Raw genomic sequence first — 25,342 nt, 5'->3', positions numbered from 1 at the left:
GGGCGAGCGTGTGTCCTCGCGAAGGCCGCCCACGCTGCCGGGACCGGTGACCTTCCGCGCATTCCCCGCCATGGACATCCGGGCCTCCTCGGGTGAATCTCTCGCGCCGTGCTGTCCGCACCGTGCGCCTGGCTCGCCAGCTTGGCAGTCCTTCGCGAACGCCGGAGGAGGCTGGGGGAACGGAACGTTCCGCTCCACTTTCTTCGGTACGGCGTGATCGTCGGACATCTCGTCGTACGGGAGCGTCGACCCGGCAGAACAAAGCGGATGACTGGGATGATCGCGGCATGACGCGACCCGACGGGTATCTCCTCGACAACCGGCAGACCGAGGCAGGACAACGCTTCGACGCCTTCGCCGCCCTCTTCGACCCCACGACGTTCCGGCACCTCGAAGGGTTCGGCGTCGGAGCCGGCTGGCGCTGCTGGGAGGCCGGTGCCGGGGGCACCTCGGTGGTCTCCTGGCTGGCCAAGAAGGTCGGCCCGACCGGGAAGGTCGTCGCGACCGACCTCGACACCTCGTGGTTGGCCCCGGCTGCCCGTCCGCCGGTCGAGGTACGCGTCCACGACGTCGGCGTCGACGGGCCGCCCGGGGAGGGGTTCGACCTGGTGCACGCCCGGCTCGTCCTCGTCCATGTGCCCGACCGGGAGCAGGCGTTGCGCACGATGATCAAGTCGCTGCGTCCCGGCGGACGGCTCCTGATCGAGGACGCCGATCCCGCGCTGCAGCCCCTGCTCTGCCCCGACGAACACGGCCCCGAGCAGCAACTCGCCAACCGGCTGCGCCACAGCTTCCGTCAGCTGCTCGCGGACAGCGGCGCCGACCTGGCGTACGGCCGGAAACTCCCGCGGCTGCTGCGCGAGGCGGGGCTGCGCAACGTCCAGGCCGACGCGTACTTCCCCGTCACCTCGCCCGCCTGCGCCGCGCTGGAGTCCGCGACGATCCGTCAGATCCGGGAGCGGCTCGTCGCCGGGGGCCATGCCACGGACCAGGACATCGACCGTCACCTGGCCAATGTCGCCGCAGGCGGGATGGATCTGGCGACCGCACCGATGATCTCGGCGTGGGGACGCAAGGGATAGCCGGCGACGACCTTCGGGTGAGGGCGCGGCTCACCGTCCCCTCAACCGAGAACCGGCGGCCTCCCACCCACCCGCTCCACCGCCCGTGCGCCGGCCCGGCAGCCCTCCGCCGCCGCGTCCTCGGGGTCGGCACCCACGAGCAGCGCGGCGAGGAACGCACCGGTGAAGGCGTCACCGGCGCCCGTCGTGTCCCGGGGTGTCGCGGGCGCGGCCGGGACACGGGCGCACACGGTCCCAGAGCGGGCCACCAGCGCGCCTTCGGCCCCCTGCTTCACGACCACCAAAGGGACGTGGCGGCTCAGCTTGGCCGCCGCGTCCACGGGGTCGGGCAGCCCGGTCAGCAGACAGGCCTCGTCACGGCTCGGCAGCAGGACGTCCACTCCCGTCACCAGTTCCAGGAAGCGGTCGACTCCCAGTTCGGCTAGAAACCCCGCCGACGCCGGATCCAGACTCACCGGCACGCCACGCGCGCGTGCCGACTCCAGCGCGACCGCCACCAACGCCCGACTCGGCGCGGAGAACAGCAGATAGCCCGACAGATGCAGCCGTGCGACCCCGTCGAGCAGGAGGTCCGACCAGTCGTCGGGGTCCAGCCGCACCGCGGCGCCACTCTGGGTCAGGAACGTGCGCTCGGCCGCCGCGCCCTTGTCCACCAGGCAGATCACCGTCCCGGTCGGCGCCTCGGGATCGACGACGAGACGCGGCCGTACCCCGGAGGCGGTCAGCTCGCGCTCGTGCCACTCCGCCGCGTCCGTGCCCACCCGGCCGAGCAGGCGTACCTCCGCGCGGCCCCAATGGGCCGCCCAGCAGGCCACGTTGGCGCCCGCACCACCCGGCAGGGACCGGATCGAGGCAGTCGTGTCGGTCCCCGCGGCGAGCGGACCCCGGTGCCGGGCGACGATGTCCGTGATCACGTCCCCGACGACCAGCAGCGCTCCGCCCGGCTCGGTCATGCCCGGGCCCAGGCCGCCGCGATCCGCCCCGCGAGCCGGACGTTGCCGCGGACCGCCGCCAGGTTGGCGCTCAGTGACGCGCCGTCGGTGTGCCGCACCAGGTAGTCGAGCAGGAACGGCGTCACGGCCTGTCCGCTCACGCCCTGCTCCTCGCACGCGTGCAGCGCGTCGGCGAGCACGCGCGCGTGGAGCCCGGGATCCAGCTGCTGCTGCTCGGGTACCGGATTGGCGACGATGAACGCCGACTCGGGGGAGTCGAGCCCGTCCTGGGCCAGCATCACGTCCGCGACCTGCTCCGGCGTGTGCAGCGTCCAGTCCACCGGATGCCCGGAGTCGGAGAGATAGAAGCCCGGGAAGTGTTCGGTCCCGAATCCGGCCACGGCGACCCCGAGGGTCTCCAGGCGCTGCAAGGTGGCCGGCACATCCAGAATCGACTTCACGCCCGCGCAGACGACCGTGATCCTGGTGCGCGCCAGCAGCCCCAGGTCGGCGGACTCGTCCTGGGTCACCGTCCACTCCCGGTGCACTCCGCCGAGCCCACCTGTGGCGAACACCCGTACGCCGGCACGGGCGGCCAGCAGCGCGGTCGCCGACACCGTGGTCGCCCCGCTCGCTCCGGTGGCCACCGCGAGCGGCAGATCGCGGTGGCCCAGCTTGCGGATCCCGTCCTCGTTCGCGACCCGCTCCAACTGCTCCTTGTCCAGGCCGACATGGGGGCGCCCGTCCAGGACGGCGATCGTGGCCGGGACGGCGCCCTCCTGTCGTACGACGTCCTCGAGTTCCAGCGCCACCTGCAGATTGCGGGGGCGCGGCAGCCCGTGCGCGATGATCGTGGACTCCAGGGCCACCACGGGTCGACGCGCGTCGACCGCTTCCCGCACTTCTTCGGACACCACCAGCATCACACGCCTGCTTCCTGTCGTTCGGTCTTCCCTCATCTCTGGCGGGCGGCGCGCCCGGTCAAACCCTTGCGGCCTGTGGGACAGGCCACCAGCCTGGGTGTATGACGGACAACTCGACGCGTCTCGACCATGTCGTCCTCTGGGTACGCGATCCGGTCGCAGCGGCCGACTTCTACGAGAAGACGGTCGGCATGGAGCCCCTGAGGATCACCGAGTACACCGCCGGGACGGTGTCGTTCCCGTCCGTACGCCTCAACGAGGAGACCATCTTCGATCTCGCGCCGCTCTCTCTGGCGGAGCGCATGAACATGCTCCCCGGCGCCGCCGACAGCGCGGGCCACCCCGTCAACCACGTGTGTCTGTCCCTGTCCGGAGACTCCTTCGACGCCCTGCGAACCCGCCTGCGGGATCGGGACGTCCCCGTATCGGAGCTCTCGTACGACTCCTACGGTGCCCGGGGGACGGCGAAGCGCAGTTTCTACTTCCGCGACCCCGACGGCAACGTCTTCGAGGCGCGGCACTACGCGTGACGACCGCCCGGCCTCCGGGCCGGGGGCTCAGCCGCGCGCCTTCGCATCCCGGCCCCGCCGCAGGCCGCCGCGGGTGAACAGCGCCAGCGCGCCCACGGGTATCAGCAGACACGCGGCGGCGAGATTCAGCCACCCGTAGCCCGCCGTGGCCATCACGAGACCGGCGGTCGCTCCGCCGAGGCCAGCCGCGGTGTTCATGACGAGGTCGGACAGCCCCTGCGCCGCCGCGCGCACGGCGTCGGGCACGGAGTCCGTCAGCAGGGCGGACCCGGAGACCAGCCCGGCCGACCAGCCCAGCCCCAGGACGAAGAGCCCCACCGCGGTACGACCGTGACTGCCGTCGGCCGTGCCCGCGAGGAACGCCGCACAGGCCAGCAGCCCCACGGCGAGACCGATGCCGGACAGTCGTCCGACCCCGTCGGACAACCGCCCCATGAGCGGCGAGAACGCGTACATGCCCGCGATGTGGCCACTGATGACCAGACCGATCAGATCGATGCTCGCGCCATGGTGTTCGAGCGCCACCGGGGTCATCGACATGACCGACACCATGGCCGTGTGGCACATGGCGACCGTCACGAGCGCGAGCCGGGCACGCGGCGAGGCCGCGACGGCGGCGAAGCCCGCCCGCAGCGACCGGCCCCCGGCCGACCGCTCCTCCACGGGGGCGAGGGCGCGAGCCGTGAGCAGCGGGTCGGGGCGGAGCAGGACGGCCACCGTCACCGCGGCGGCCAGAAAGATCCCGGCGGCCCAGAGGAAGGGTCCCGCCGTCGTGGGTATCCCGAGTCCGGACACACTGCGCCCCGCGGGCGCGGCGATGTTCGGCCCGAGGACCGCCCCTATGGTGGTCGCCCACACGACGTTCGAGATGGCCCGGGCCCGCCGGTCCGGCTCGGCGAGATCGGCGGCGGCGAACCGCGCCCCCAGATTCGCCGCGGACGCCGCACCGAACCCGGCCATGCCGCACAGCAGCAGCGGAAAGCTGTCGACGACCGCCGCGACCACGACGACGCCGGCCCCCAGGGCGCCGACGAGATACCCCACGACCAGCCCGGGCCGCCGCCCGCGCGCGGTCATCAGCGCCGCCAGCGGCAGCGAGGCCACCGCCGTGCCCGTGACCATGGCGGTGGGTGCGAGCCCGGACAGCGACTCGGTACCGCTGATCCGCTGGGCCAGTACGGAAGCCAGCGCGACGCCGGTGGCCACCCCGAGCCCGCCGAGAATCTGACTCGCGACCAGCACACCGGAGATCCGGCGCCGCAACGCGATCCTCTGCTCACCCGCGGCGGGCACACCAGGGCGCCCCTCGACGGCGGTCACCGCGGCCCGCCCGCGCGGACGAAGAATGTGGCCACTGGCGCGGTCCCCCCTTGTTTCCGCACGCCGTCCCCTACGGAGCCTCTTCCCGTACGGGACCGTCCCCTCGTACTGAGGACCCCCTACTGATGAAACCCTCGGGCCCCGCGGCTGAAACCCTCAGAACAGCGGCTCGGGCAGTACCCCTTCGAGTGCGAGCAGCTTCCGCTTGGTCTCCAGGCCGCCCCCGAACCCGCCGATACCACCGTCGCTCTCCACGACCCGATGGCACGGCACCACGAGCGGCAGCGGATTGGCGCCCATCGCCGCGCCGACCGCCTGAGCCGCGCCCGGCCGGCCGACCCGGGCGGCCAGGTCGCCGTACCCGACGACCGCGCCGTACGGCACACCCGACGCGAGCTCGCGCAGGACCTGCCGGTTGAAGCCGGAGATCAGGGTCCAGTCGAGCGGCAGCTCGAAATCGTGCCGCTCGCCCGCGAAGTACGCCGCGAACTGGCGTATCGCCTCGGCGAGGAAGGGGGACCCGGGCTCTTCGACGGGCTCCGCGCCCAGCCGGGCGGCGAGCCGCTCCACAGCGTTCTCGCGCACCGGCTCCGTGGCGTGGAACACCACGTTCACCAGGCCCTCGGGCGTCGCGGCCAGCAGTAGCGGGCCGATGTCGGTGCCGACAACCGCCCACACGACCCGCTGCCCGTTCTCCGGGTCCCGCCGCTCGTCCCGCCCGTGGCTGTCCATGCGCCCCACCGTACGACCCGGCACTGACAACGCCCGGCGCCTGGATCCCGAGCGGGTGCGCATGATCCACGAGTGACAGGGGAGGCACAACGGGAAGAGAGGTCCGGCACAGACACAGATTGAAAGGAGTTGCCCGAGTCCGCACACCCCTGCCGCACAAGTGGGGCAAGGTCGTGTTTCTTTGCCGGAAAATCGTTCGACCCTTCAGGAGCCAGTCATACTCTCTGCCACAGCCCTGACTGCTGGCCGGTCCTGGGGCAGGGGAGCAAGTCCGGGAATTCCGGAACGCAAAAGGGCGGAAGGGCAGCCGCACATGCAGGGCACGGTCGACGGATTCAGCTACGGACTCGTCACTCCGCTGGTGGCCTACCTCATGGCCTGCCTGGGCGGCGCGCTGGGTCTGCGCTGCACCACGAGATCGATGCTGGTCGCCCAGTCGTGGCGACCGGGGTGGCTGGCGCTCGGGTCGGCCGCGATCGGCTCCGGCATATGGACCATGCACTTCGTCGCGATGATGGGGTTCACCGTCAAGGAGACCCCGATCAACTACGACATGGGGCTGACCTTCGCCAGCCTCGGGGTCGCCGTCGTCATGGTCGGCATCGGGATCTTCATCGTCGGATACCGGGGCACGAGCGGAACGGCACTGTTCACCGGGGGCACCATCACCGGCCTCGGTATCGCCTCCATGCACTACCTGGGCATGGCCGGAATGCGCCTCAACGGGAAGCTGGAGTACAACACCCTCACCGTCTCCGCCTCGGTCGTGATAGCCGTGGTGGCCGCCACCGCCGCCCTGTGGGCGGCCGGGCAGGTCCGCGGCTTTCTGTGGAGCGTGGGAGCCAGCCTCGTCATGGGACTCGCCGTCAGCGGCATGCACTACACGGGCATGGCCGCCCTGCGGGTCCACCTCCACGCCGGGTCCGGGAGCCCGGAGGGAGCCTCGCCCGCGTCCCTGCTCGCCCCGCTGATGATCGGCCCGCTGGCCTTCCTCCTGCTGGCCGGCGTCGTCGTGATGTTCGACCCCCTGATGATCATGGGCAAGCCCGGCCGACGCCCCGCCGACAACAAGCCCGGCATCCCGGCCCACCCGGCCGTCCCGCACCCCGGCCGACGCCTCCCGCCGCGAGCCGGCCAGCGGCACGGGGAGCGCCGGTCCCGCACTCCCCAGAACCGGTGATCAGGACCCGTTGTCAGTGGGTGGTCGTACGGTGGATGCATGCGGCCAGTTTCCAAGATCGAACGCACGGTGGCGCCCTTCGAGGTCGTCAGCCCCTACCAGCCGAGCGGCGACCAGCCGACGGCCATCGCCGAGCTGGCTCGGCGCATCGAAGCAGGTGAGAAAGACGTCGTGCTCCTCGGCGCGACCGGCACCGGCAAGTCCGCCACCACCGCGTGGATGATCGAGAAGCTTCAGCGCCCCACGCTCGTCATGGCGCCGAACAAGACCCTGGCCGCCCAGTTGGCGAACGAGTTCCGTGAACTCCTGCCGAACAACGCCGTCGAGTACTTCGTCTCGTACTACGACTACTACCAGCCCGAGGCGTACGTCCCACAGTCGGACACCTACATCGAGAAGGACTCCTCGATCAACGAGGAGGTCGAGCGGCTGCGCCACTCCGCGACCAACTCGCTGCTCACCCGGCGTGACGTCATCGTGGTCGCCTCCGTCTCCTGCATCTACGGCCTCGGTACTCCGCAGGAGTACGTGGACCGGATGGTCTCCCTCAAGGTCGGCGAGGAGATCGACCGGGACCAGCTGCTGCGCCGCTTCGTCGACATCCAGTACACGCGCAACGACCTGGCCTTCACCCGCGGCACGTTCCGGGTGCGCGGCGACACCATCGAGATCTTCCCGGTCTACGAGGAACTGGCCGTCCGCATCGAGATGTTCGGCGACGAGATCGAGGCCCTCTCCACCCTCCACCCGCTCACCGGCGAGATCATCAGCGAAGACGAGCACATGTACGTCTTCCCGGCCACCCACTACGTGGCAGGACCCGAGCGTATGGCGCGGGCCGTCAACGACATCGAGAAGGAACTCGGCGACCGCCTCGCCGAACTGGAGAAGCAGAACAAACTCCTGGAGGCCCAGCGCCTGAGGATGCGGACGACGTACGACATCGAGATGCTTCGCCAGATCGGTTCCTGCTCCGGCGTCGAGAACTACTCGATGCACTTCGACGGCCGCCTCCCCGGATCTCCGCCTAACACCCTCATCGACTACTTCCCGGACGACTTCCTGCTGGTCATCGACGAGTCGCACAGCACGGTCCCGCAGATCGGTGCCATGTACGAGGGCGACGCGTCCCGTAAGCGCACCCTCGTGGACCACGGCTTCCGGCTGCCCTCCGCGCTGGACAACCGCCCCCTGAAATGGGAGGAGTTCCAAAAGCGCATCGGCCAGACCGTCTACCTGTCGGCGACCCCCGGCAAGTACGAGCTGTCCCGTGGTGACGGCTTCGTCGAGCAGATCATCCGCCCCACCGGCCTCATCGACCCCGAGGTCGTCATCAAGCCCACCGAGGGCCAGATCGACGACCTGGTGCACGAGATCCGCACCCGCGCGGAGAAGGACGAGCGTGTCCTGGTCACCACGCTCACCAAGAAGATGGCCGAGGACCTCACCGACTACTTCCTGGAACTCGGCATCCAGGTCCGGTATCTGCACAGCGACGTCGACACCCTGCGCCGGGTCGAGCTGCTGCGCGAACTGCGCGCGGGCGAGTTCGACGTCCTCGTCGGCATCAACCTCCTCCGTGAGGGCCTCGACCTTCCAGAGGTGTCACTGGTGTCGATCCTCGACGCCGACAAGGAGGGCTTCCTGCGCTCCGGCACCTCCCTGATCCAGACCATCGGCCGCGCGGCGCGCAATGTGTCTGGTCAGGTCCACATGTACGCGGACAAGATCACTCCGGCGATGGAGAAGGCCATCGAGGAGACCAACCGACGCCGGGAGAGGCAGGTCGCGTACAACAAGGAGAAGGGCATCGACCCGCAGCCGCTCCGCAAGAAGATCAACGACATCGTCGCGCAGATCGCCCGCGAGGACGTCGACACGGAACAGCTCCTGGGCTCGGGTTACCGCAAGTCGAAGGACGGCAAGGCGGCCAAGGCCCCGGTGCCCGCGCTCGGCGGCAAGGCCGCCAAGGGAGCCCGGGCCGGCAAGGGCAAGGCAGGGGAGACGGTGCCGACCGACCGCCCCGCAGCCGAACTCGCCGACCAGATCGAGGAGATGACGGCACGGATGCGCGCCGCCGCGGCCGACCTGCAGTTCGAGATCGCCGCCCGGCTGCGCGACGAGGTGTCGGAGATGAAGAAGGAACTGCGGCAGATGAAGGAGGCAGGCCTGGCCTGACCGCCGCACGGGGCAGGAGGGGCGGCGGCCGTCGGTGTCCGTGAGCTGCGTCGTACGCGCAGTGTTGCAACACCGACACAAAGTGCGCCCGAGGCTTCGGCACTGTCAGTGTCCCTGCGTAGGGTTCAGGTCATCCGCGGACCCCGCGGAAACAGGGGACGGCTCGAGAGGGGAACAGCGCGTGGTGGACGTATCCAAGGGCGGAACGCCCAGTGGCAGCGTCAATCTGACCAAGGGTCAGGCCATCAACCTGCAGAAGAACGACGGGGGCACCCTGACCGCGGTGCGGATGGGCCTCGGCTGGCAGGCGGCACCCCGGCGAGGCCTGTTCGGGTCGCGTACGCGGGAGATCGACCTGGACGCCTCGGCCGTCCTGTTCGCCGACAAGCAGCCCATGGACGTCGTGTTCTTCCGCCACCTCGTGAGCGACGACGGCTCCGTGCGGCACACCGGTGACAACCTCGTCGGCGGTGTCGGCCAGGGTGGTGACGACGAGGCGATCCTCGTCGACCTGCCGCGGGTGCCGGTCCACATCGACCAGATCGTCTTCACCGTGAACTCCTTCACGGGGCAGACATTCCAGGAGGTGCAGAACGCCTTCTGCCGTCTGGTCGACGAGACCAACGGTGACGAACTCGCCCGCTACACGCTGGACGGCGGGGGCCAGTACACGGCCCAGATCATGGCGAAGGTGCACCGCGCGGGCGCGGGCTGGCAGATGACAGCCCTTGGCACGCCTGCCAACGGCCGCACCTTCCAGGACCTGATGCCGGCGATCCTGCCGCATCTGTAGCCGGGCCGGGCGGCCCACGGAACAAGAGAACGACACGGGGGGACGAAGGCGATGACGGCCGAGCTGGTCCGGGGGCAGAACCATCCGCTCTCCCAGGTCCGCCTCGAAGTGCGGATCTCGGCCGGTGCGCCGATCGTGGCGGGGGCCACGATCGGCGACGAACAGGGCAGGGTTCACGGCGTCGAGTGGGTGGCCCATCCAGGAGCTCCCACGCTCCCCGGCCTGGAGGTCTCCAAGCAGGCGGCGGCCGACCACCGGCTCGCCGTGGACCTGGGTGCCATGCCGGAGTCCGTGCACCGGGTCAGCGTGCTGCTCGCCCTGCCGTCCGGTGTGGGCGGGCCGGCCCGGTTCGGCGCCGTGGCCGCACCCTTCGTCGCCGTCACCGGCCTCGACGGCACCGAGGTCGCCAGTTACCGGATCACGGGCCTTGAGGCCGAGTCGGCGGTGGTCGCCCTGGAGCTCTACCGCAGGCACGACGCCTGGAAGGTGCGCGCCATCGGTCAGGGATACGCCGGTGGCCTCGCCGAACTTCTCACCGACCAGGGCCTTCCCGAGGCCCGGCAGCTCGCGGACGCCATCGAGGAGGCGGTGTCCCAGGCCCACTCCCGCGCGGTGGCACCCCCGCCACCCCGCACACCGGACGGCGACCGCAACCGCCGTACGGCGTCGTCCCCCGCACCCGCGCAAGCCACGTCGCCGTACGCGGCTCAGGGGCCGCAGGACGCCCCGGCTCCCGGCACCCCGGAGCAGGCCGGTTCCCCGGTTCAGGGGGACCAGGGCGCTGTCCGGCCTTCGTCGCCGTACGAAGTCCAGGACCCGCAGAACACCCCGGCGCAGGTCGGCCGACCGGACGGTTCGGCGCAGGCCGACACCGCTGCCGGAACTCCCGTCAACTACAGCCATCCCAGCCGCCGTACGGCCGCTCCGCCACCGGCACCGCCGACCGCACCACCGGCCCGGTCCGGTGAGTCCGCGGGGCCGGTCGCGGGCGACGCGACCGGATGGTCCATGGACGAGCGGCTCTACAACCAGGTCTGGGGCATGTTCGAGGACCTGGCGCGAACCGTCGCCGCATACCGCAGCGCCGTGGACTTCGCCGACTCGCGTATGGAGCAGGAGATCGACAAGGCGCTGGCGGATCCACGCAGCCGGGGCGGCGGCCGGGGCGACGCCGCCCGGGAAGCGGCCCGCGCCAAGCAGTCCCAGCTCGTCGACCAGGCCCGCGCCGCCCTCGACCGTGACCTCTCCCAGCTCGCCGCCGAGGCCGAGGTCGTCGAGCCCGCGCTGCCGCTGGCGTACGCGCGCTGGGACAACCCGGTCTGGCACGGCTACCGCGTCCCGATGGAGATGCCCATGGCACTCCGAGTGGGCGACCTGCGGCTGCCCGAGAGTTCCGGGCTGAGTATCCCGATGCTTGTGCGGCTCCCGTTGGAGCGCGGCCTGTGGATCGACAGCGGCGGTGAGTCCCTCGACGGCTCGCTCCTCGACTCCGACGAGCTGCGGCGGCTGGCCATGGACACGGCGGTGGCGCACGCGGCACGGCTGCTCGCGGTCCATCCGGCGGGCGAATTCGCCGTGCACGTCATCGATCCGGCAGGCTCAGGAGCCCCGGCCCTCGCGCCGCTGGTGCGGACCGGTGTGCTCGCGGGTCCGCCCGCCGCCGGGGCCGCCGGTGTCGCGGACGTCCTGGGCCGGCTTACCCAGCGCGTCGACCTGGTGCAGATGGCGGTGCGCGGCGGCGCGGCCGACTCACTGCCGCCCGACCTCGACACCGCTCAGCAGCTGGTGATCGTCAACGACTTCCCGCACGGTTTCGACGACCGGGCGGTCACCCAGCTGAGGTATCTCGCCGACGAGGGCCCGGCCGTCGGAGTCCACCTGATGATGGTGGCCGACCGCGAGGACGCCGCCGCGTACGGACCCTTGCTCGACCCGCTCTGGCGTTCGCTGATGCGACTCACGCCCGTTCCCGACGACCATCTCGCCGACCCGTGGGTCGGCCATGCGTGGACGTATGAGCCGTCGGTCGTGCCGGAGGGCAGCCAGGTGCTGCAGCAGGTACTCGGCCAGGTCGCGGCGGCCCGCCGTTCATGGAACCGCTGACACCCACAGCCACTTCACCAAGTATCCGTAAAGTCTCCTGACCTGCGGTTTTTGATTTTCTTTTACTAATCTCTTTACCTTTCCTTGGTGATTGGGGTACTGTCTTCCCAACGGAGGGGAGTACTCCCTACCTGCTGCGGCGTACCCGTCAATACGGATCAATCCAGATCCCGGGGCGTCGGCCCGCAGGCGTCCGGGCGCGTGAAGGAGCCCGGTTGTCGCGGGTGGAAGAGACCTCCGGTAGCGACGACGCTGAAATTTGCCGTTACTACTGCCGGAGGCGCAGTGAATGTTTCCGTGACCCTTTGGGTCCTTACCATCGTGGGTCTCGCCGCTCTGATCGCGGTGGACTTCTTCATCGGGCGCAAGCCTCACGACGTGTCGATCAAGGAAGCCGGAATCTGGACGGTCGTCTGGATCGCCCTGGCAGGCCTCTTCGGCGTGGGGCTGCTCGTCTTCAGTGGCGGTGAGCCGGCCGGTGAGTTCTTCGCGGGCTTCATCACCGAGAAGTCGTTGAGTGTCGACAACCTCTTCGTCTTCGTCCTGATCATGGCGAAGTTCGCGGTGCCCTCGCAGTACCAGCAGCGCGTACTCCTCGTCGGAGTCCTCATCGCACTCGTCCTGCGCGCGATATTCATCGCCGCCGGTGCCGCCATCCTCGCCAGCTTCGCGTGGGTGTTCTACATCTTCGGTGCCTTCCTCATCTGGACCGCCTGGAAGCTGATCCAGGAGGCCCGTGCCGACGACGAGGACGAGGAGTTCGAGGAGAACAAGCTGCTCAAGGCTGCCGAGAAGCGGTTCGGTGTGGCCGACCGCTACCACGGCACCAAGCTGTGGATCGAGGAGAACGGCAAGCGGATCATGACTCCGATGCTGGTCGTGATGCTCGCGATCGGTACTACGGACGTCCTGTTCGCCCTCGACTCGATCCCGGCGATCTTCGGCCTGACCCAGGACCCCTACATCGTCTTCACCGCCAACGCGTTCGCTCTGATGGGCCTGCGGCAGCTGTACTTCCTCATCGGCGGGCTGCTGAGGAAGCTGGTCCACCTCTCGTACGGCCTGTCGGTCATCCTCGGCTTCATCGGCATCAAGCTGGTGCTGCACGCGCTGCACGAGTCCGGTGTCCACGTACCGGAGATCTCCATACCGGTCTCCCTCGGAGTGATCTGCGGCGTCCTGGTCATCACCACGATCACCAGCCTGATGGCCTCCAGGAAGCAGGAGGCGCTCAAGGCGGCGCAGCACGACAGCGAAGGCGCTCCGAAGGACAGTATCGAGGCCTGACCACGTCGGACGTAGGAACAACCACTATCGGGAGCGGTGCGCGGCGAATTGCCGATCACCGTTCCCGGTGCTTCGTTGGGTGGTGAGCGTCCCTTGCCCGGGGACGCCGCGGCCGGGTGGAGGCATCGTGGACACACCGACGAAGTTCGTTCAGATCATCGACATCGAGACCGACCGGATGGAGGAGATGCGGGCGCTGGTCGAGGAGGCCGACGCGACTCTCGGCGGCCGTGTCGGCGGACCCACGCACCGCCTCGTCCTGCAGGACAGGAACCAGCCCAACAGGTACCTGGTGGTGATCGAGTTCGACTCCCACGACGAGGCCATGCGTAACAGCGACGACCCGGAGACGAGCAGGATGGCGGAGCAGATGGCCTCGATGTGTACGAGGCCCCCGATCTTCACCGACTGCGACGTACGGGAGAAGACCGAGATGAAGTAGCGGCGGCGGGACAACCCGGCGGGCCCTACGGCGAGCGCGCCGGGGCTTGGGTGCCGCCGTAGGCTCCGGGCCTGGCGAACCGGTGCGGGAGGCCGGGGCGAGGGTCCGGGGCACGGGAGTATGCGCCCCGTTCCGGGGCAGCAGACCGACGCCGAGACAGAACGCGAAGGGAGCAGTGTGGAGAACCGTCTGTGGGGTGGGCGTCATGAGCGGGCGCGGACCGGTGTGCGCGCGCGTGGCGCAGGCCCGTCTGTGACGATCGCTGAATGATCGTCCAGCTCCGGTCGCTCGCGACGCGGTGGACGGCCGTCGTGCCGATGGCCGCGGTCGTCCTGCTGGTGTTCACCTGGGGACGCGACCTTCCCGGCGTGGTCGTCGCACTGGTGACACTGGTCCTCGCGGGAGCCGTGCTGGCCGCCGTGCACCACGCGGAGGTGATCGCCCACCGGGTCGGTGAACCCTTCGGCTCCCTCGTGCTGGCCGTCGCCGTCACGATCATCGAGGTCGCCCTGATCGTCACGCTGATGGCGGACGGCGGGGACAAGAGTTCCACCCTCGCCAGGGACACCGTCTTCGCGGCCGTGATGATCACCTGCAACGGCATCGTCGGTCTGAGCCTCCTCACCGCCTCGATCCGTCACGGGACCGCGGTCTTCAACCCGGAGGGCACCGGCGCCGCCCTCGCCACGGTGGCGACGCTGGCCACGCTCAGCCTTGTGCTGCCGACGTTCACGACGAGCAAGCCGGGTCCCGAGTTCTCCACGGCCCAGCTCACCTTCGCCGCGCTCGCCTCTCTGGTCCTCTACGGCCTGTTCGTGGCGACCCAGACCGTGCGGCACCGCGACTACTTCCTCCCGGTCTCCCGGCAGGGCGAGGTCATCACCGCGGACGGCCATGCCGAACTCCCGAGCGCCCGCGAGGTCAAGGTCAGCCTGGGGCTGCTGGGCATGGCGCTCGTAGGCGTGGTCGGCCTCGCGAAGGGCGTGTCGCCCACCATCGAGTCCGGGGTGGAGGCGGCCGGCCTGCCGCATGCCGTCGTCGGTGTGATCATCGCCCTGCTCGTGCTGCTTCCCGAGACCATCGCCGCGCTGCGCTCCGCGCGCCGCGACCGGGTGCAGACCAGCCTGAACCTCGCACTCGGGTCCGCGATGGCCAGCATCGGCCTGACCATCCCCGCCGTGGCCCTGGCGTCCATCTGGCTCTCCGGGCCACTGGTCCTCGGCCTCGGCTCCACCCACATGGTGTTGCTGGCCCTGACGGTGGTGGTGGGTTCCCTGACGGTGGTGCCGGGGCGGGCCACACCGCTCCAGGGAGGCGTACATCTGGTGCTGTTCGCGGCCTACCTGGAGCTGGCCATCAACCCCTGATCGCTGCCCCGATCACCGCCCCCGTCACTCCGTGGCCGGCACGGCGGCGAGACGAGGCACCGGCCGGGTCTCCGGCAGCAGCGTGAAGCACCCCAGGCTGAACAGGGCGATCCCCGTCAGATACAGCCCCACGCCCCACGGGATCCGGCCCCCGTGTTCGGCGAGCGCCGTCGCCACGATCGGAGTGAGCGCGCCGCCAAGGACACCGCCGAGGTTGTAGCCGACGGCGGCGCCCGTGCACCGTACGCGGGGCTCGTACAGCTCCGGCAGATAGGCCGCGATCACCGCGAACATCGTGACGAACGCGATCATTGCCACCACGAATCCGAGGAACATCAGCAGCGGTTCGCCGGTCGACAGCAGCGTGACCATGGGGCACATCCACACGGCGGCCGCGGCACAACCCGTGAGGCACAGCGGGCGGCGACCGTAACGGTCACCCAGGAGAGCCACCACGGGTGTCAGGGCGCCCTTGACCACCACCGCGGCCATGATGCAGGCCAGCATGACGGTACGGCTGACACCGAGCCGTTCCGTTCCGTAGGCGAGGGACCAGGTCGTCACCGCGTAGAAGACCGCGTATCCGACCGCGAGCGCGCCCGCCGTCAGCAGGACCAGCCGCCAGTGGTCGCGCACCACTTCGGCGAGCGGCACGCGCGCGTGGTCGTCGATCTCCAGGAAACTCGGGCTCTCGGGGAGCGAAGAACGCAGCCACAGCCCCGCCACCGCGAGCACGCCTGCAGCCCAGAACGGCACCCGCCACCCCCACGAGGCGAACTGCCCCTCGGTGAGGGACGCCGACAGCACGAGCATCACGCCGTTGGCGAGCAGGAAGCCCACCGCGGGGCCGATCTGCGGGAAGCTCGCCCACAGAGCGCGCCGTTCGGCGGGCGCGTGCTCCGCGGTCAGCAGAACGGCCCCGCCCCACTCCCCGCCCAGCCCTAGCCCCTGGAGGAAACGCAGCGCGAGGAGGAGCACGGGAGCCGCGGTGCCGATCGACTCGTACGTCGGTACGCAGCCGACCGCGACCGTCGACGCCCCGGTCAGCAGCAGGGAGGCGACGAGGACCGGCCGCCGCCCGTGCCGGTCCCCGATGTGCCCGAACAGCACCGATCCCAGCGGCCGGGCGAGGAACCCCACACCGAACGTCCCGAAGGCGGCGAGCGTCGCGGCCACCGGCGAGAACGTCGGGAAGAACAGGGGCCCCAGAACCAGTGCGGCCGCGGTGCCGTAGACGAAGAAGTCGTAGAACTCGATGGCCGTCCCCGCGAGCGAGGCGGCGGCCAGCCGCACCATGGAAGGCGCCCTTACCCTGCGTACGTCGTGCATGCCGGGTCAACTACCCATGGTGACCGTGCGTTACGGGGGCGTGCGGGAGACGAGCGGGATCAGTACGTCACGGTGATGCGCCGGTCGGGGCCGTCCACCCGTATCGACCCTCCAAAGGGGAGGACGAGTTGCGGATCCGTGTGGCCGAAGTCCACGTCGAAGACGGTCATCAGGCCGGGAGCGTAGGTGTTCAGCGCGCGCTGGACAGCCTCCCGCTGCTCGGCGGCGTAACGGTCGCCCTCCTCGGGGCTGTTGGGGCGTTCGAAGGACCAGGTCTTCGCGCGCCCCATCAGCAGCGCCGAGAAGCGCTGGAGCAGTCCGCGCTCGCCCATGTTGCGCAACGTGCGGAAAACCTCCTCGCCGCTCGGCAGTTCCTCCGAGGTCTCCAGGAGCAGCACTCCGCCGTCGTACACCGTCAGATCGTGGGAGATCTCGCGGTCGGCCATCAGCAGCCAGCCGAGGATCTCCAGACAGCCGCCCCAACCGCGGCCCTCCACCACCCGGTCGGCGTTCAGCCAGGTCCAGCCGTTGCCGGGACGGGTCTCCGGTTCGGCGTCGAACGTGGCGGGGTCGGCCCAGTCGCGGTTGACGTCGTTCCAGCGCTCGGCGGGCCGCAGTTCGTACTCGCCCGACGTGAACAGGGCGGCCCGCAGGGACTCGGCGGTCAGCGGGTCCATGGCCACGGGACGTCCGAGCGCCGTCATCACGGTCGCGCCGTGGTAGCCGACGATCCCGGTGCTGTACAGGTACGCCAGCAGGTTCGTGTTGTCGCTCATCCCGAAGAACGGCTTCGGGTTCGCCCGGATCAACTCCCGGTCCAGGAAAGGCAGGACAGTGATCTGGTCGTCGCCGCCGATCGTCGCGATGACCGCCTTGATGTCCGGGTCGGCGAACGCGGCGTGGATGTCGTCGGCGCGCTCCTGGGGCGTCGAGCCCATCTTCCGGGTCGCCGGATACTCGACGGGTTCGAGCCCGAACTCCTTGCGCAGCCGCTCCAGTCCCAGTTCGTGCGGGCGAGGGAAGAGGCCGGGGAGGGCGGCGCCCGGCGAGATCACGGCTATGCGGTCGCCGGGTGAGGGCTTGGGGGGATAGGCAGGGGTCGTCATGCCGGGACAGTACGGGCCGCCCCGTTGTCGGCGCACCATGATAAACCGGGGGCTGAGCAGCGGTCCTCGACAGGCCGCCATCCCTGAACGGACCGGAGGAACCGTGCCCCGCACCCTCGCCAACGCCCCGATCATGATCCTCAACGGGCCCAATCTGAACCTCCTGGGCCAGCGCCAGCCCGAGATCTACGGTTCCGACACGCTCGCCGACGTAGAGGCCCTGTGCGCCAAGGCGGCGGCCGGGCACGGTGGCACGGTGGACTTCCGCCAGTCCAACCACGAGGGCGAGCTGGTCGACTGGATCCAGGAGGCACGCCTCCACCACGCCGGCATCGTCATCAACCCCGGCGCCTACTCGCACACGTCCGTCGCGATCCTGGACGCGCTCAACACCTGCGACGGCCTGCCGGTGCTGGAGGTGCACATCTCCAACATCCACCAGCGCGAGACGTTCCGGCACCACTCGTACGTCTCACTGCGTGCCGACGGCGTCATCGCGGGGTGCGGAGTGCAGGGGTACGTGTTCGGCGTGGAGCGGGTCGCCGCGCTGGTGGGAGCGGCGATCGCGGAGGCGTGACCTACAGCCGCCCGGCCTCCACGATCCGCCGCAGGAACTGCCGCGTGCGCTCCTGTTGCGGATCGCCGAACACCTGCTCGGCCGTGCCGCGTTCCAGGACCACACCGCCCTCCAGGAAGCAGACCTGGTCCGCGACATCGCGGGCGAAGCCCATCTCGTGGGTGGCCAGCACCATCGTCATGCCGTCGCCCTTCAAGTCCCGGACGACGGCGAGGACCTCGCCCACGAGCTCCGGGTCGAGGGCCGCGGTGACCTCGTCGAGGAGCAGCAGCCGGGGACGTACGGCAAGGGCGCGGACGATCGCCGCCCGCTGCTGCTGGCCGCCGCTCAGCCGGTCCGGGTACTCGCCCGCCTTCGCACCCAGCCCGAGCCGCTCCAGCAGCTCACGGCCGTACTGCTCGGCTTCCTTGCGGTCCACGCCGTGCACCCGGCGCGGGGCGAGGGTGATGTTCTCCAGCACGGTCATGTGCGGGAAGAGGTTGTACGCCTGGAAGACCACGCCGATGCGGCGGCGCACGGCGTCCTGGTCGGTCCGCGGGTCGGTGATCTCCTCGCCGTCCAGCCAGATCGCGCCGTCGTCGATGTCCTCCAGCAGGTTCGCGCACCGCAGCAGCGTCGACTTGCCGGAGCCGGACGCGCCGATCAGAGCGGTCACCGTGTGCGGGGCGACCTCCAGATCGACGTCCCGCAGGACGACCGTGTCACCGAAGGTCTTGCGCACGGCCTCCATGCGCAGCACGGGGGAGGAGCTGTCGGGGATGTCGCTCACAGTGTTCCTCCCTGCGCCCGCTGCCGGTCCATCCGGCCCGTCACCCAGTCCGTGAAGCGGGTCATCGGGATGGTCAGCGCGACGAAGACCAGTCCCGCGACGATGTACGGCGTGTAGTTGAGGCTGCGGCCCACGATGATGTCGGCCGCGCGTACGGCGTCGACCGCGCCGCCGATCGAGACGAGCCCCGTGTCCTTCTGCAGCGACACCAGGTCGTTGAGCAGCGGCGGCACCTGGCGCCGTACGGCCTGGGGCAGCACGACGTACCGCAGCGCCTGCCGGTTGGTCAGCCCGAGCGACCGCGCCGCCGCCCGCTGGGACGGGTGCACGGACTCGATGCCGGCCCGGAACACCTCGGCGACGTACGCCGAGTACGTCAGCGTCAGTGCCGTACCGCCGAGGAGCACCGGGTCCACGGTGATGCCCTGGAGCCGCAGCGCCGGGACACCCAGGACGACGATCATCAGGTTGATGATCAGCGGCAGGCCGCGGAAGAAGTCCGTGTACGCGGCGGCCAGCGCGCGCAGCGGGAAGAACACCGGGCCGCGCAGTGTGCGGGCGATGGCGATCAGCATGCCCAGGACGAGGACGGCGACCCCGCAGATCAGCAGCAGCCGTACGTTGAGCCACAGCCCTTCGAGGACCTTGGGGAACGCCTCGCGCGCGTACTGCCCGTTGAAGAACGTCTCCTTGGTGCGCGGCCAGCCCGGCGCGCTCACCACGACCAGGTAGAGGACGACCCCGGTGACCAGGGTGGACAGCGCGGCGATCGACGTGGCGCGGCGCGCGCGGGTGCGCTTGTACCGCTCACGGTCGATCCGCCGCTGCGAGGGGACGTAACCGTCGCCCCGGTCCGGCAGGTCGGCCGGGTCCTCCTGCCCGGACTCCTCCTTCACTGCGGTCACTTGAGCACCGGAGCGTCGACGGCGTCCGACAGCCACTGCTTCTCGATCGAGGCGAGCGTGCCGTCCTTGCGCAGGGCGTCCACCGCGGTCGTCACACAGGAGGTGAGGGCGCTGCCCTTGTCGAGCACGAGTCCGAACTGCTCCGGCGTACCGCCCTGGTTCTCGAACTGTCCGACGATCTTCGCGTCGGTCACCTCGGCGGCGGTGATGTAGAAGGCGGTCGGCAGGTCCACGACGATGGCGTCGACCTGGCCGTTCTGCAGCGCCGACTTGGCCTGGTCGTTCTTGGCGTACGCGGCCGGCTCCTGGGTCGGCTTCACCACGTCGTCGATGTAGTTGAGGCTGGTGGTGCCGACCTGGGCGCCCAGCTTGAGGCCCTTGAGGTCCGCGATGCTGGTCGCCTTCGCGGCCTTGGAGCTCTTCAGCGCGATGACGGCCTGGCGCACGTCGTAGTAGCCGGAGGAGAAGTCCACGGCCTTCTTGCGCTCCGCGCTGATCGACACCTGGTTGACGTCGAAGTCGAAGGTCTTCTCCCCGGGCGCGAACGCCTTGTTGAAGGGCACGCTCTGCCAGACGACGTTCGCCTTGTCGTAGCCGAGCTGCTGCGCCACGGCGTACGCGACCGCCGACTCGAAGCCCTCGCCGCTGGCGGGCTTGCCGTCCTTGAACCAGGGCTCGTACGCGGGCTCGTCGGTGGCGATCGTCAGTTTGCCCGAGGTCCGGGTGGCCAGCTTGCCCTTGGCGCAGGTGGCTCCGGCCGTCCCGGTGGGTTTGGCGGCGCTCGTCTCCTCCGGCTGCGGGGCGCAGCCGACAGCGGTGGCGAGCAGGGCGACAGTGGCGGCGGAGACCACACGGCGCAGCGTGTGAGGGGCAAGGTGCATGGCGGGAGAGTGGCAGCGGAGCGTGCCATTTGTCCAGGTCACAGGCGGAATTGTCCGCATAGTGGGAACGTGTGTTGCATGTCTGTGAACGCCGGGGCCGCCGACCGAGGGCGGGGATCGACAGGTCGGCGGCCCGTACCGCTCAGGAGCCGTCATCCTGTGCGGGGCTGCTTTTCAGTGGACTACGCCAGGGCGCACGCCGGGAGCGCGTGCGCGCTCCTGGTATGTGTGTTCGTTTCGCACGGGGCGTGCGGTCAGCAACTGCACGCCCCCTGGCTGGAGTTCACCACCCCGTATGCGAGGTCTCACCCCGCGGGCTCACCAGCCTCGTGCGTGCCACTCCGGCAGGTGGGGCCGCTCCGCACCCAGGGTGGTGTCGCTGCCGTGCCCCGGGTAGACCCAGCTCTCGTCGGGGAGCTGGCCGAAGATCTTCGTCTCCACGTCACGGATCAGGCTGGCGAACGCCTCCGGGTCCTTGCGCGTGTTGCCTACACCACCGGGGAAAAGACAATCCCCGGTGAAAACGTGCGGATGCCCGTGCGGGTCGTCGTAGACGAGCGCGATCGAGCCCGGCGTGTGCCCGACCAGATGGCGCACGGTGAGCTCCACGCGCCCGACGTGGATCGTGTCGCCGTCGGCGACCGGCACATCGGTCGGTACGGGGATGCCCTCGGCGTCGTCCCGGCCCGCGTACGTACGGGCGCCGGTGGCCTCCACGACCTCCGCGAGCGCCTGCCAGTGGTCCCCGTGCTGGTGGGTGGTGACGACCGACGCGATGCCGTCGTCCCCGATCAGGGTGATCAACGTATGCGCGTCGTTCGCCGCGTCGATCAGCAGCTGTTCGTCCGTGGCACGGCAGCGCAGCAGATAGGCGTTGTTGTTCATCGGGCCCACCGCGACCTTGGTGATCATCAGGTCCTGCAACTCGTGCACATCGGCAGGGCCGCCGACCTTCACCGCTCCGCTGTACGTCATGGCGTGCAGCCTATAGCGACGCCGTCGGCCTAGAGCGGGGGCAGTGCGGGCAGGGCTCCGCCCGAGACGTCGAGGCCGGCTCCGTCGCCTCGGCCGCAGAGCCACCCCAGCAGCGCGGGCGCCGGCCCGGTGACCGTGGCCTCGGGTTCGGCGGCCTCTCTTCCCGTCCTCCACACGCGCGTGCCGTCCGTGACCACCGTGGGCGGCACGTCGGGATGGCCGGTGAACCGGGCGGCCAGGAACGCGATCTCCCGCTCCGTGAACTCCGCCGGGAGATCCTCGAGGCCGTAGCCGATCCCCAGGTCGACGTGGTGCAGCTCGACCTCGATCCAGCGGCGGAACGGCACCCTGGAGGCGGTGTCGGTGACCCCGTTGCGCAGCTCCACCGTGCGCGTCCAGTCCGCGGGCGCGGCCCACACCTCCTGGAGACGGGCGGAGCTCTCGCGTACGTCCGACAGCTGGACGTCGAGGGGGCGTGGGGCGTCCCGGTCGATGTCGGCGTCCCGGGCCTCCGCGGACGGGTACATCGGGCGCCCAGCCGTGACGTTCACGAGAGCGTCCGCGTTGCGGGCGAGGTGGGCGAGGACGTGGCCACGGGTCCAGCCCGGCAACCGTGACGGTTCGGCCATCGAATCGTTGTTCAATTTCGCGGCTGCGGTGAGCAGTCGTTCCGTCGCTTCACGTAGAGATGCCAGGTCGCGCACGTGATCAGCCATGGTGCCGACGATAGTCCCGCCACACGTTCGGGTGAAGGTGGCGGTCCACGCCCGTAAATCGAATGTGCGTGCTATATGGTCGAGTGCGGCGTCGGGCATGCTGGATGGCCGGGGATTGTTACCTCCCCAGGAATCCGACCGGCGTTGTCAGTGGCTCCCCCTAGTCTGAAAAAGCACGGGGGCCCCGCCCCTGTCACTTCTCTCAAGAAAGGTGCGGACCGGCGTGGCCGACCGTCTCATCGTCCGTGGCGCGCGCGAGCACAATCTCAAGAATGTCTCGCTCGACCTCCCGCGCGACTCGCTCATCGTCTTCACGGGCCTGTCGGGGTCGGGCAAGTCCTCCCTGGCCTTCGACACGATCTTCGCCGAGGGCCAGCGCCGCTACGTCGAGTCGCTCTCGTCGTACGCCCGCCAGTTCCTCGGCCAGATGGACAAGCCGGACGTCGACTTCATCGAGGGCCTCTCACCGGCCGTCTCGATCGACCAGAAGTCGACCTCCCGCAACCCACGCTCCACCGTCGGCACCATCACCGAGGTGTACGACTATCTCCGCCTGCTCTTCGCGCGCATCGGCAAGCCGCACTGTCCCGAGTGCCGTCGCCCCATCGCGCGTCAGTCGCCGCAGGCCATCGTCGACAAGGTCCTGGAGCTGCCGGAGGGCAGCCGCTTCCAGGTGCTGTCGCCGCTGGTGCGCGAGCGCAAGGGTGAGTTCGTCGATCTCTTCGCGGATCTCCAGACCAAGGGCTACTCCCGCGCGCGGGTGGACGGCGAGACGATCCAGCTGTCCGACCCGCCCGCGCTGAAGAAGCAGGAGAAGCACACCATCGAGGTGGTCATCGACCGCCTCACGGTCAAGGACACCGCCAAGCGCCGGCTCACCGACTCCGTGGAGACCGCACTCGGTCTCGCCGGCGGCATGGTCGTGCTCGACTTCGTCGACCTCCCCGAGGACGACCCTGAGCGCGAGCGCCTCTTCTCGGAGCACCTGTACTGCCCGTACGACGACCTGTCCTTCGAGGAACTGGAGCCCCGCTCCTTCTCCTTCAACTCGCCCTTCGGTGCCTGTCCCGACTGCTCGGGCATCGGCACGCGCATGGAGGTCGACCCGGAGCTGATCGTTCCGGACGAGGACAAGTCCCTCGACGAGGGGGCCATCCACCCCTGGTCGCACGGCCACACCAAGGACTACTTCAGCCGCCTCATCACCGCCCTCGCGGACGCGCTGGGATTCCGCACGGACATCCCCTTCGCGGGCCTTCCGCAGCGTGCCAGGAAGGCTCTCCTGCACGGGCACAAGACCCAGATCGAGGTCCGCTACCGCAACCGCTACGGCCGGGAGCGCGTGTACACCACGCCCTTCGAGGGCGCCGTCCCGTTCGTGAAGCGGCGGCACAGCGAGTCGGAGAGCGACGCCAGCCGGGAGCGCTTCGAGGGCTACATGCGCGAGGTGCCCTGCCCCACCTGTGAGGGCACCCGCCTCAAGCCCATCGTCCTCGCGGTCACGGTCATGGAGAGGTCCATCGCCGAGGTCGCCGCGATGTCGATCAGCGACTGCGCGGACTTCCTGGCCGAGCTGAAGCTCGACCCCCGAGACAAGAAGATCGCCGAGCGAGTGCTCAAGGAGGTCAACGAGCGGCTGAAGTTCCTGGTCGACGTGGGCCTCGACTACCTCTCGCTGAACCGCGCGGCCGGCACGCTCTCCGGCGGCGAGGCCCAGCGCATCCGCCTCGCCACCCAGATCGGGTCCGGACTCGTCGGCGTTCTGTACGTCCTCGACGAGCCCTCCATCGGGCTGCACCAGCGTGACAACCACCGGCTGATCGAGACCCTGGTCCGGCTGCGGGACATGGGCAACACGCTCATCGTCGTCGAGCACGACGAGGACACCATCAAGATCGCCGACTGGATCGTCGACATCGGCCCCGGCGCGGGCGAGCACGGCGGCAAGGTCGTCCACAGCGGCTCCCTGAAGGAACTGCTCGCCAACGACGAGTCGATGACCGGGCAGTACCTGTCCGGCAAGAAGGCCATCCCGCTGCCCGACATCCGGCGCCCGCAGGACCCCTCCCGCCGGCTCACCGTGCACGGTGCCCGCGAGAACAACCTGCGGGACATCGACGTGTCGTTCCCGCTGGGTGTCCTCACGGCCGTCACCGGGGTGTCCGGCTCCGGCAAGTCGACGCTGGTCAACGACATCCTGTACACGCACCTCGCCCGCGAACTGAACGGCGCCCGCAGCGTGCCGGGCCGCCACACGCGCGTGGAGGGCGACGACCTCGTCGACAAGGTCGTCCACGTCGACCAGTCGCCCATCGGCCGCACCCCGCGGTCGAACCCGGCGACGTACACCGGTGTCTTCGACCACGTCCGCCGGCTCTTCGCCGAGACCGCCGAGGCGAAGGTGCGGGGTTATCTGCCCGGCCGCTTCTCCTTCAACGTCAAGGGCGGCCGCTGCGAGAACTGCGCGGGCGACGGCACCATCAAGATCGAGATGAACTTCCTCCCGGACGTGTACGTCCCGTGCGAGGTCTGCCACGGCGCCCGGTACAACCGGGAGACCCTGGAGGTCCACTACAAGGGCAAGTCCATCGCCGACATCCTCAACATGCCGATCGAGGAGGCCCGGCACTTCTTCGAGGCCGTCCCGGCGATCGCCCGCCACCTCAACACCCTGCACGACGTCGGCCTCGGCTACGTCAGGCTCGGCCAGTCCGCCACGACCCTGTCCGGCGGCGAGGCCCAGCGGGTGAAGCTCGCCAGCGAACTCCAGAAGCGCTCCACCGGCCGCACGGTGTACGTCCTGGACGAGCCGACCACCGGTCTGCACTTCGAGGACATCAGCAAGCTCCTCAAGGTCCTCTCCGGCCTGGTCGACAAGGGCAACACGGTCATCGTCATCGAGCACAACCTCGATGTCATCAAGACCGCCGACTGGGTCGTGGACATGGGGCCCGAGGGCGGCGCCGGCGGCGGTCTCGTCGTCGCCGAGGGCACGCCCGAGGAGGTCGCAGGGGTCCCTGCCAGCCATACCGGCAAGTTCCTGCGCGAGGTCCTGGGCGCCGAGCGGGTCAGCGACGCCACCGCGGTGAAGGCCCCGCGCAAGACGGCCGCCAAGAAGGCGGTGGCGGCCAAGAAGACGGCCGGGACCGCTACGAAGGCGGCTGCGGCGAAGAAGACGACAGCGAGGGCCCGCAAGGCCTGAGCCGGTCACGAGT

Annotated in this window: 22 protein-coding genes; 11 read left to right on the top strand and 11 right to left on the bottom strand. The window is 69.8% G+C overall.

The window, feature by feature from the left end:
• Positions 1 to 287: 287 nt before the first annotated feature.
• A complete protein-coding gene (locus STRTUCAR8_RS45010; RefSeq protein WP_006383187.1) occupies positions 288 to 1,082 on the top strand; it encodes a methyltransferase domain-containing protein in 795 nt (264 codons plus the stop codon).
• A gap of 41 nt (positions 1,083 to 1,123) precedes the next feature.
• Here the strand turns inward: STRTUCAR8_RS45010 and STRTUCAR8_RS45005 are convergent, their stop codons facing one another.
• Positions 1,124 to 2,035: a carbohydrate kinase family protein gene (locus STRTUCAR8_RS45005; RefSeq protein ID WP_006383168.1), complete on the bottom strand. Its 912-nt coding sequence runs from the start codon at positions 2,033 to 2,035 to the stop codon at positions 1,124 to 1,126.
• Positions 2,032 to 2,937: a pseudouridine-5'-phosphate glycosidase gene (locus tag STRTUCAR8_RS45000; protein ID WP_044473986.1), complete on the bottom strand. Its 906-nt coding sequence runs from the start codon at positions 2,935 to 2,937 to the stop codon at positions 2,032 to 2,034. The genes STRTUCAR8_RS45005 and STRTUCAR8_RS45000 overlap by 4 nt, the downstream gene beginning before the upstream one ends.
• Before the next feature lie 101 nt (positions 2,938 to 3,038).
• On the opposite strand from STRTUCAR8_RS45000, the gene STRTUCAR8_RS44995 reads away from it, so the two are divergent.
• Entirely contained in the window at positions 3,039 to 3,467 is a 429-nt protein-coding gene (locus STRTUCAR8_RS44995) for a VOC family protein (protein WP_006383214.1), read from the top strand.
• 27 nt (positions 3,468 to 3,494) lie between these two features.
• Here STRTUCAR8_RS44995 and STRTUCAR8_RS44990 read toward each other — a convergent pair whose 3' ends face one another.
• Positions 3,495 to 4,787 (bottom strand): MFS transporter, encoded by a 1,293-nt coding sequence (locus STRTUCAR8_RS44990; protein ID WP_006383177.1) that lies wholly within the window; start codon positions 4,785 to 4,787, stop codon positions 3,495 to 3,497.
• A gap of 156 nt (positions 4,788 to 4,943) precedes the next feature.
• Positions 4,944 to 5,519, bottom strand: a complete 576-nt coding sequence (locus STRTUCAR8_RS44985; protein WP_006383194.1) for a methylated-DNA--[protein]-cysteine S-methyltransferase — start codon at positions 5,517 to 5,519, stop codon at positions 4,944 to 4,946.
• A 313-nt stretch (positions 5,520 to 5,832) separates the two neighbouring features.
• On the opposite strand from STRTUCAR8_RS44985, the gene STRTUCAR8_RS44980 reads away from it, so the two are divergent.
• The 7 genes from STRTUCAR8_RS44980 to STRTUCAR8_RS44950 all read left to right on the top strand — a co-directional run bounded on the left by STRTUCAR8_RS44980 (position 5,833) and on the right by STRTUCAR8_RS44950 (position 14,869).
• Positions 5,833 to 6,699: an MHYT domain-containing protein gene (locus STRTUCAR8_RS44980; protein ID WP_006383213.1), complete on the top strand. Its 867-nt coding sequence runs from the start codon at positions 5,833 to 5,835 to the stop codon at positions 6,697 to 6,699.
• Between the two features lie 39 nt (positions 6,700 to 6,738).
• Entirely contained in the window at positions 6,739 to 8,877 is a 2,139-nt protein-coding gene (gene uvrB / locus STRTUCAR8_RS44975; RefSeq protein ID WP_006383165.1) for an excinuclease ABC subunit UvrB, read from the top strand.
• 226 nt (positions 8,878 to 9,103) lie between these two features.
• Entirely contained in the window at positions 9,104 to 9,670 is a 567-nt protein-coding gene (locus STRTUCAR8_RS44970) for a TerD family protein (RefSeq protein ID WP_044473993.1), read from the top strand.
• 51 nt (positions 9,671 to 9,721) lie between these two features.
• Positions 9,722 to 11,773: a TerD family protein gene (locus tag STRTUCAR8_RS44965; protein ID WP_006383179.1), complete on the top strand. Its 2,052-nt coding sequence runs from the start codon at positions 9,722 to 9,724 to the stop codon at positions 11,771 to 11,773.
• 285 nt (positions 11,774 to 12,058) lie between these two features.
• Positions 12,059 to 13,060 (top strand): TerC family protein, encoded by a 1,002-nt coding sequence (locus STRTUCAR8_RS44960; RefSeq protein ID WP_086025876.1) that lies wholly within the window; start codon positions 12,059 to 12,061, stop codon positions 13,058 to 13,060.
• A 127-nt stretch (positions 13,061 to 13,187) separates the two neighbouring features.
• Positions 13,188 to 13,502: a DUF1330 domain-containing protein gene (locus STRTUCAR8_RS44955; RefSeq protein WP_006383209.1), complete on the top strand. Its 315-nt coding sequence runs from the start codon at positions 13,188 to 13,190 to the stop codon at positions 13,500 to 13,502.
• 266 nt (positions 13,503 to 13,768) lie between these two features.
• The gene (locus tag STRTUCAR8_RS44950) at positions 13,769 to 14,869 is read left to right on the top strand and encodes a calcium:cation antiporter (RefSeq protein ID WP_006383181.1); all 1,101 of its coding nucleotides are present in this window, start codon (positions 13,769 to 13,771) and stop codon (positions 14,867 to 14,869) included.
• 24 nt (positions 14,870 to 14,893) lie between these two features.
• Here the strand turns inward: STRTUCAR8_RS44950 and STRTUCAR8_RS44945 are convergent, their stop codons facing one another.
• Both STRTUCAR8_RS44945 and STRTUCAR8_RS44940 read right to left on the bottom strand, forming a co-directional pair.
• Positions 14,894 to 16,165: an MFS transporter gene (locus STRTUCAR8_RS44945; RefSeq protein WP_006383199.1), complete on the bottom strand. Its 1,272-nt coding sequence runs from the start codon at positions 16,163 to 16,165 to the stop codon at positions 14,894 to 14,896.
• 92 nt (positions 16,166 to 16,257) lie between these two features.
• Positions 16,258 to 17,304: a S66 family peptidase gene (locus tag STRTUCAR8_RS44940; RefSeq protein ID WP_006383218.1), complete on the bottom strand. Its 1,047-nt coding sequence runs from the start codon at positions 17,302 to 17,304 to the stop codon at positions 16,258 to 16,260.
• A 103-nt stretch (positions 17,305 to 17,407) separates the two neighbouring features.
• Here STRTUCAR8_RS44940 and aroQ point away from each other — a divergent pair, with 103 nt between their 5' ends.
• Positions 17,408 to 17,881 carry a type II 3-dehydroquinate dehydratase gene (gene aroQ / locus STRTUCAR8_RS44935; RefSeq protein WP_006383198.1) on the top strand — a complete coding sequence of 158 codons (474 nt, stop codon included), beginning with the start codon at positions 17,408 to 17,410 and terminating at the stop codon, positions 17,879 to 17,881.
• A gap of 1 nt (position 17,882) precedes the next feature.
• On the opposite strand, the gene STRTUCAR8_RS44930 is transcribed toward aroQ, so the two are convergent.
• The 5 genes from STRTUCAR8_RS44930 to STRTUCAR8_RS44910 all read right to left on the bottom strand — a co-directional run bounded on the left by STRTUCAR8_RS44930 (position 17,883) and on the right by STRTUCAR8_RS44910 (position 22,127).
• Positions 17,883 to 18,611 carry an amino acid ABC transporter ATP-binding protein gene (locus tag STRTUCAR8_RS44930; RefSeq protein WP_179200465.1) on the bottom strand — a complete coding sequence of 243 codons (729 nt, stop codon included), beginning with the start codon at positions 18,609 to 18,611 and terminating at the stop codon, positions 17,883 to 17,885.
• A 35-nt stretch (positions 18,612 to 18,646) separates the two neighbouring features.
• Positions 18,647 to 19,555 (bottom strand): amino acid ABC transporter permease, encoded by a 909-nt coding sequence (locus STRTUCAR8_RS44925; protein ID WP_044473984.1) that lies wholly within the window; start codon positions 19,553 to 19,555, stop codon positions 18,647 to 18,649.
• The gene (locus STRTUCAR8_RS44920) at positions 19,552 to 20,436 is read right to left on the bottom strand and encodes an ABC transporter substrate-binding protein (RefSeq protein WP_044473983.1); all 885 of its coding nucleotides are present in this window, start codon (positions 20,434 to 20,436) and stop codon (positions 19,552 to 19,554) included. Before STRTUCAR8_RS44920 ends, STRTUCAR8_RS44925 begins: the two co-directional genes overlap by 4 nt.
• Before the next feature lie 318 nt (positions 20,437 to 20,754).
• The gene (locus tag STRTUCAR8_RS44915) at positions 20,755 to 21,411 is read right to left on the bottom strand and encodes an MBL fold metallo-hydrolase (protein ID WP_006383189.1); all 657 of its coding nucleotides are present in this window, start codon (positions 21,409 to 21,411) and stop codon (positions 20,755 to 20,757) included.
• Between the two features lie 29 nt (positions 21,412 to 21,440).
• Positions 21,441 to 22,127 (bottom strand): maleylpyruvate isomerase family mycothiol-dependent enzyme, encoded by a 687-nt coding sequence (locus tag STRTUCAR8_RS44910; RefSeq protein WP_006383184.1) that lies wholly within the window; start codon positions 22,125 to 22,127, stop codon positions 21,441 to 21,443.
• A 223-nt stretch (positions 22,128 to 22,350) separates the two neighbouring features.
• Here STRTUCAR8_RS44910 and uvrA point away from each other — a divergent pair, with 223 nt between their 5' ends.
• Complete coding sequence (gene uvrA / locus STRTUCAR8_RS44905) at positions 22,351 to 25,329, top strand: excinuclease ABC subunit UvrA (protein ID WP_006383195.1); 2,979 nt, start codon at positions 22,351 to 22,353, stop codon at positions 25,327 to 25,329.
• The last annotated feature ends 13 nt before the right edge of the window (positions 25,330 to 25,342 follow it).

It is taken from the genome of Streptomyces turgidiscabies Car8, from assembly GCF_000331005.1.
Classification (GTDB): domain Bacteria; phylum Actinomycetota; class Actinomycetes; order Streptomycetales; family Streptomycetaceae; genus Streptomyces; species Streptomyces turgidiscabies.
Note: the sequence above shows the minus strand (reverse complement) of the source record. Positions and strands in the feature narration are given on the sequence as shown.

Excerpts from the sequence above, each read along its gene's own strand:
- STRTUCAR8_RS45010 (WP_006383187.1), top strand. The coding sequence starts at position 288 with ATGACGCGACCCGACGGGTATCTCCTCGACAACCGGCAGACCGAGGCA.
- STRTUCAR8_RS44950 (WP_006383181.1), top strand. The coding sequence starts at position 13,769 with ATGATCGTCCAGCTCCGGTCGCTCGCGACGCGGTGGACGGCCGTCGTG.
- STRTUCAR8_RS44930 (WP_179200465.1), bottom strand. The coding sequence starts at position 18,611 with ATGGAGGCCGTGCGCAAGACCTTCGGTGACACGGTCGTCCTGCGGGAC.
- STRTUCAR8_RS44940 (WP_006383218.1), bottom strand. The coding sequence starts at position 17,304 with ATGACGACCCCTGCCTATCCCCCCAAGCCCTCACCCGGCGACCGCATA.
- STRTUCAR8_RS44985 (WP_006383194.1), bottom strand. The coding sequence starts at position 5,519 with ATGGACAGCCACGGGCGGGACGAGCGGCGGGACCCGGAGAACGGGCAG.
- STRTUCAR8_RS44920 (WP_044473983.1), bottom strand. The coding sequence starts at position 20,436 with ATGCACCTTGCCCCTCACACGCTGCGCCGTGTGGTCTCCGCCGCCACT.
- STRTUCAR8_RS44945 (WP_006383199.1), bottom strand. The coding sequence starts at position 16,165 with ATGGTGCGGCTGGCCGCCGCCTCGCTCGCGGGGACGGCCATCGAGTTC.
- STRTUCAR8_RS45000 (WP_044473986.1), bottom strand. The coding sequence starts at position 2,937 with ATGCTGGTGGTGTCCGAAGAAGTGCGGGAAGCGGTCGACGCGCGTCGA.
- STRTUCAR8_RS44965 (WP_006383179.1), top strand. The coding sequence starts at position 9,722 with ATGACGGCCGAGCTGGTCCGGGGGCAGAACCATCCGCTCTCCCAGGTC.
- uvrB (WP_006383165.1), top strand. The coding sequence starts at position 6,739 with ATGCGGCCAGTTTCCAAGATCGAACGCACGGTGGCGCCCTTCGAGGTC.
- STRTUCAR8_RS44915 (WP_006383189.1), bottom strand. The coding sequence starts at position 21,411 with ATGACGTACAGCGGAGCGGTGAAGGTCGGCGGCCCTGCCGATGTGCAC.
- STRTUCAR8_RS44980 (WP_006383213.1), top strand. The coding sequence starts at position 5,833 with ATGCAGGGCACGGTCGACGGATTCAGCTACGGACTCGTCACTCCGCTG.
- STRTUCAR8_RS44910 (WP_006383184.1), bottom strand. The coding sequence starts at position 22,127 with ATGGCTGATCACGTGCGCGACCTGGCATCTCTACGTGAAGCGACGGAA.
- STRTUCAR8_RS45005 (WP_006383168.1), bottom strand. The coding sequence starts at position 2,035 with ATGACCGAGCCGGGCGGAGCGCTGCTGGTCGTCGGGGACGTGATCACG.
- STRTUCAR8_RS44995 (WP_006383214.1), top strand. The coding sequence starts at position 3,039 with ATGACGGACAACTCGACGCGTCTCGACCATGTCGTCCTCTGGGTACGC.